3 protein-coding genes and 1 pseudogene are annotated in these 5,785 nt (G+C 71.4%); 1 reads left to right on the forward strand and 3 read right to left on the reverse strand.

Annotated features, from left to right (window positions below; genetic code table 11):
- Positions 1 to 536: CoA ester lyase (locus K8V84_RS00165; RefSeq protein ID WP_304069093.1), on the reverse strand; the 536-nt coding region annotated here is incomplete at its 3' end.
- A 152-nt stretch (positions 537 to 688) separates the two neighbouring features.
- Between K8V84_RS00165 and K8V84_RS00170 the strand changes: the two genes are divergently transcribed.
- Positions 689 to 3,037 carry a molybdopterin-dependent oxidoreductase gene (locus K8V84_RS00170; protein WP_304069094.1) on the forward strand — a complete coding sequence of 783 codons (2,349 nt, stop codon included), beginning with the start codon at positions 689 to 691 and terminating at the stop codon, positions 3,035 to 3,037.
- An 18-nt stretch (positions 3,038 to 3,055) separates the two neighbouring features.
- Here the strand turns inward: K8V84_RS00170 and K8V84_RS00175 are convergent, their stop codons facing one another.
- Positions 3,056 to 5,236, reverse strand: a complete 2,181-nt coding sequence (locus K8V84_RS00175) for a PrsW family glutamic-type intramembrane protease (protein ID WP_304069095.1) — start codon at positions 5,234 to 5,236, stop codon at positions 3,056 to 3,058.
- A gap of 152 nt (positions 5,237 to 5,388) precedes the next feature.
- Positions 5,389 to 5,785, reverse strand: a pseudogene (locus K8V84_RS00180) (isoprenylcysteine carboxylmethyltransferase family protein); the annotation flags it as partial.

Raw genomic sequence — 5,785 nt, forward strand, 5'->3', positions numbered from 1 at the left:
GGCGGCTGCTCGCCGACCACGAGGCCCTTCATGTTGAGGGAGGCCATGAAGTCGGCGGGCCCGTAGACGAGGCTCTCCAACCGTGGGGAGGCGGCCGCGATCTCGTCCACGTTCACCAGGCCCTTGGCGTCCTCGATCTGAGCCTCGATGCCGATCCGCCCGAGGGGAAGGCGCACGGCGCGTTCGATCTGGGTGAGGAGCGTGTCGAGCCAGTGGACGTCGCGGGCGGCGGTGACCTTGGGCAGGACCAGGGTGTCCAGGTGCGCGCCGGCGTTCTCGACCACGGTGATGACGTCGCGGTAGGCCCATTCGGTGGAGATGTCGTTGACCCGCACGGAGCGGACCTTGCCCTCCCATCCGCCTTCGGTCAGCGCCTCGACCACGGTGGTGCGGGCCGCCTCCTTCTCCAGGGGCGCGACCGCGTCCTCCAGGTCGAGGAAGAAGGCGTCGACGTCCAGCCCCCGCGCCTTCTCCACGAACCGGGGATTGGATCCCGGTACCGCGAGCACCGACCGACGCGACCTCGGTTCTGCCATGGCGTGTTCTCCCCGCTCCATCCGTGCGCTGCGGTCCGTGGTGTGAGACGGGTCCCGTCCGGGCCCGCGGGCCTCATCATCGCACCGTACGGTGCATAGAGTGTGGCCGGGCCCGATGAGGGCGGGCCCGGAATCACACGGGGGAATGCGACATGGCCGTGCAGCCGTACCCGACCAGCACCCACTGGGGTGCCTACCGGGTCGATGTGGACAACGATCGGGTGGTGGGGGCGCACCCCGATCCTCGTGACCCCGCTCCGTCCCCGCTGATGGCCAACACTCCGGACGCCCAGCACCACCGCACCCGGGTGGCCCGACCGGCGGTACGACGCCGTTGGCTGGAGAACGGCCCGGGTCCGGACCCGCGGCGCGGCGACCCCGACGACGAGTACGTGGAGGTGGAGTGGTCCAGGGCCCTGGACCTGCTCGCCACCGAACTGGACCGGGTACGCACCCGCCACGGCAACGCCGCGATCTTCGGCGGCTCCTACGGGTGGGGCAGCGCGGGACGGATCCACCACGCGCAGAGCCAGTTGCACCGGTTCCTCAACACCATCGGCGGGTACACGCGGTCGCGCACCACCTACAGCCACGGGGCCGTGGAGGTGCTGTTCCCGAGGATCATCGGCGTTCCGGCCGCCAACCGGCTGCTGCACCGCGCACCCTCCTGGGAGCGGATCCGCGAGCACACCGAACTCCTCGTGAGCTTCGGCGGGCTGCGGGTGTCGAACACCTGGATCGCCTCCGGTGGGCGGGCGGCGCAGACGGCGGGTCCGGCGATGCGCGCGGCCTCTGACGCCGGTGTGGAGTTCGTGTCGGTGTCCCCCTTGCGCGACGACACCTCCGCCGACCTCAAGTGCACGTGGATGTCGTTGGAGCCCGGAACCGACACCGCCGTGCTGCTGGCGCTGATCCACGTTCTGTTCGAGGAGGGGTTGGCCGACACCGATTTCCTGGACCGGTACACCGTCGGCGCCGACCGGCTGCGCGCCTACGTGAGGGGCGAGCGCGACGAGCACGGTGAGCCGGGCGGGGTGGAGCGTTCCCCCGAGTGGGCGCAGCGGGTGAGCGGTGTGCCCGCCGAGGACGTTCGGGCGCTGGCTCACCGGATGGCGCAGAAGCGCACCCTGATCAACGTGGGCTGGTCGGTGCAGCGGGCCAGGTACGGCGAACAGCCGCTGTGGGCGGGGCTCGCGCTGGCGTGCTGCCTGGGACAGGTGGGGCTGCCCGGTGGCGGGTTCGCTTCGGGGTACGGCTCCATGGGCAACTACGGCGGTGGCGCGACCCCGGTGGGGTTGCCGCGGTTCCCGCAGGGCGACAACGCGGTGGACTCGCTGATCCCGGTGGCCAAGATCTCCGACATGCTGCTGCACCCGAACGAGCCCTACGACTACGACGGGGAGCGTCGGCACTTCCCCGACATCCGGCTCGTGTACTGGGCGGGCGGCAACCCCTTCCACCATCACCAGGACCTGAACCGGTTGACCCGGGCGTTCGGGCGGCCGGAGACCGTCGTGGTGCACGAGACGCACTGGACCGCAACGGCCAGACACGCCGACATCGTCATTCCGTCGACCACCGTGTTGGAGCGCGACGACATGGCCGCGAGCCAGGGCGACCTGGCGTTGCGGGCGATGCCACGGGTGGTGCCGCCGCACGGGCGGGCCCGCGACGAGTACGACACCTACACCGACCTGGCCGAACGGCTGGGTGTGCGGGAGGAGTTCACCGAGGGGCGCACCTCCGGGGAGTGGATGCGCCTGGCCTACCAACGATGGCGTTCCATGCTGGCCCGCCGCGACCTGGAGGTTCCCGACTTCGACCGGTTCTGGGAACTGGGCCGGGTGGAGATCCCGGGCCGGGTCGAGGACGAGGCGCTCATGGGCGACTTCCGGGAGGACCCCGAGGCCAGGCCGCTGCGGACACCGAGCGGGCGCATCGAGCTGTATTCGGAGACCATCGCGTCGTTCGGGTACGAGGACTGCCCCGGCCACCCGGTGTGGCTGCCGGGTCCGGCCGTGACCGACACGGGTGGGAACGGGACGCAGTGGCGGCCGCTGGTACTGGTGGCCAACCAGCCGCGTGAGCGTTTCCACAGCCAGCAGGACATGGGGCGGTACAGCGCATCGCAGAAGATCCACGGCAGGGCTCCACTGCGGATGCACCCCGAGGACGCCGAGGCGGCGGGGGTCGCCGAGGGCGACGTGGTGCGGGTGACGGGACCGAGCGGTTCCTGCCTGGCCGGGGTGGTGGTCGACGACGCTCCGCGCCCCGGCGTGGTGCAACTGTCCACCGGCGTTTGGTACGACCCGTCGGGTTCGGACGTGACCTGCGTGCACGGCAACCCCAACGCACTGGCCCGGGACGAGGGAACGTCCTCGCTGGGCCAGGGCTGCACGGGACAATTGGTGCGTGTCCGAGTGGAACCCTACGAGGGCGATCCGCCCCCCGTTCGGGTCTTCGAGCCCCCGGTGGGTATCACCGACACCGACCCGGCCTGAACGTGGACCGAGGGCGGTTCAGCGGGTGAGGAGGCGGTCCGCTCGGCGGGGCAGCACCAGACCGACCAGGGCCGGTAGCGCGTAGCCCACCTGTCCGGGGGCCAGCATTCCGAGGATGACACCGGTGTTGGCGGTGGGGGCGCGCAGGAACTCGCGCATCCGGGGGTGTGCGTAGGGCACCGCGTTTCCCATGGACAGCAGGCTGACCACGGCCACGCCGACCAAGGTGGTCCACACCGCGTCGCCGGTGTCGGCGCGGGCCAGCCGATTCTGCAGGTGATCGACGGCCACGACGGCGTACGCCGGTTCGGGCGGGCCGGGAATGTTCCAGACGCCCCACCTCACCACGCCCGCCAGGACCGTCAGAGCGACGGCCGCCACGACGACGGTGCCGGTCGCGGTACCCGCCAGCCCCAGACGGTAGGACAGCTCGCGGGCCTGGCCGGCCAGTTCCTCCTGGGAGGGGTGTCGGCGCCACGGGCGCCCCTGGGATCGGACCTCTCCCATGGCATTGGCCCGGCGTCGGCGCAGGAAGCGCAGGGTGTCACAGAGCGCGCCCGGACCACGCCGGGCGGCGCGGGTGGCGGCGGCGAACTCGTGCACGATGGCCGTGATGGTGGTGGCCAGGGTGATCGGCAGGTCCGCCCCGGACAGGGCCGTTCGACGGAACATCGGGGCGATGTCGGCGGGCACCCGCACCCGCATGGAGATCGAACGTCCGTGCGCCCACCGGCGCAGCCGGGCCAGCGGAGCCCGACCGGGCAGTGGGGGCGTGCTCTCGGCGGCCGAGGCGATCAGTCGGTGGTCCATGCCCACCGCGAACACCAGGGCCGACAGCAGCAGCCACGGGGTGAGCGCGCCTCCACCCAGCATGCGGTGCAGGAGTGTCGAGAACGGATCCAGGGCGGCCACCGCGAGAAGTGCGTTGAAGTGCAGGTGTTCCAGGTACACGAGCGATACGGCCAGGATCGGCGGCAGCCACATCCAGTTCCCGTAACGACGACGACCCACGACGGCCAGGCCCAGGGCACCGGCGATCAGCCCGGTGACGACGGCGTGGCCGGAGAAGATCGCCAGCACCTCGCCCTCGGGCCCGGAGATGGTGCTGCCACCTGGCAGGAACAGGCCCGTGGACCCCGTGTTCGGCACGGAGAACTCGGTGAACAGCCGTTCGGCCAACTGGAACCCGGCCCCCGAGGCGGCGCCCAACAGCAGGAAGTCGGCGGAGGCCATGCGGCGCATACGCCGACGGGCCAGGAGGGCGAAGACCAACAGCGGCGACAGCTTCGCCACCTCCTCGACGGTGACCGCCACGTAGGTGTAGCCCAGAGCGTCGTACGGCTCCAGACCGGCCAACCCCACGATCGCTCCCTCCAGCAGGGCCACCGGCCACAGTAGGAGGGCTCCGAGGGCCACCACGCGCGCCAGGGTCGCGAAGGACACGGTGCGCGAACGCGCCAGGAACGCCAGTTGGAACAGCAGGACGAAGGTCAGGAGCAGGGCGGGCAGTGCCGGTCCGAGTTCCGGTGCGCTCAACGGTGCCACCAACAACAGCACGACCATGAGCCAGTTCCAGCCGCCGCGCGCCGCCCGCAGTGAACGTACGGCCCGGGGGGATCGCACTCGGGCGCGTTCGGCCCGCCGCGACAGACGTTCGTGCAGGTCGGGTCCGGGGCCGCGGTTCCGGGCGTGCCGGGCGCCGGGTTCGATGCAGTGGTACCGCTGGGCGGCGCTCAACAGCTCGGGGCGCTTGGTTCGCTGCGCCTTGGCCGCGAACTCCTCGCGAACACCGGGGATGTCGGAGCCGACGATCTCGCGGACGAAGTCGGCGGGTCCGGAGGCGACGGTGAGTTCGTTGGCGGCGACCAGTACGGCCGCGGAGAAGTCCTCGACACAGACGAGGAAGTCGGTGGGGGCGTTCCCCCAGCCCCGGATGAGGTCGACGAGGGTCTCGGTGTGCAGCGGCACCTCGGTGACGGCCTCGTAGGAGAACTCGCCACGGGTGCGGCAGACCAGGAGACGGTCCACGCCCAGGGCGCGGCCCGCGTCGACGATCCCGCGAATGAGGTTGCGGTCCCTGGGCACCGAGAAGGGGGTGGTGACCTTGCCTCCGGCCCGGACCCACTGCGGGTCGAACTCGGTCGGTCCGGCACAGACACGCAGCACGAGATCGCGCGCGAGCATGGCCTGTTCTTCCATGGGTGTCCTCGTACCGGGGGGTGGGGATCACGTGAGGCCGTCCGAGTCCGGCTGTGGTCCGGATGCGGGGACGGCCCGGCACGAGCATAACGGCGAAGGGTTCGCCCAGAACATGCGCGTTGGGGACTCGTGCTTGTGTTCGTCACCGAACGTCATGGATCGGCTGGTGACGGGGCTCTCGCCGACGTCGGTCCCACGGCGGGGCTTTTCCGGGAAGGGCGGGGGCCGGCTCCGAAGGCGTCCGCGCACAGCTGCAGGAAGTGGCGCGGCACCGGCAGGGACAGGGCCCAACCGGTCAGGGCCCAGCCCAGGTGCAGGTGTTCCATCGCCCGCGCCAACGCCGCGAGGCCGCTCCAGCGCGTGCCGTCGGCGGTCTCGTAGGTGAGCCGGTACAACACCCGCGGGTGGTCGGCGGCCGGGCGCATGCGCAGCGCCGTGGGTCGACGTGCCGCCACCCAAGCACCCACCCCGAGGCACATCCCGCAGTCCATCGCCACGTACAGGGTGCCCTCGGTCCGTCCCGGCCAGGGGCGCCACCGGGGCAGCCAG

It is taken from the genome of Nocardiopsis listeri (assembly GCF_020741345.1).
Lineage (GTDB): Bacteria > Actinomycetota > Actinomycetes > Streptosporangiales > Streptosporangiaceae > Nocardiopsis > Nocardiopsis listeri_A.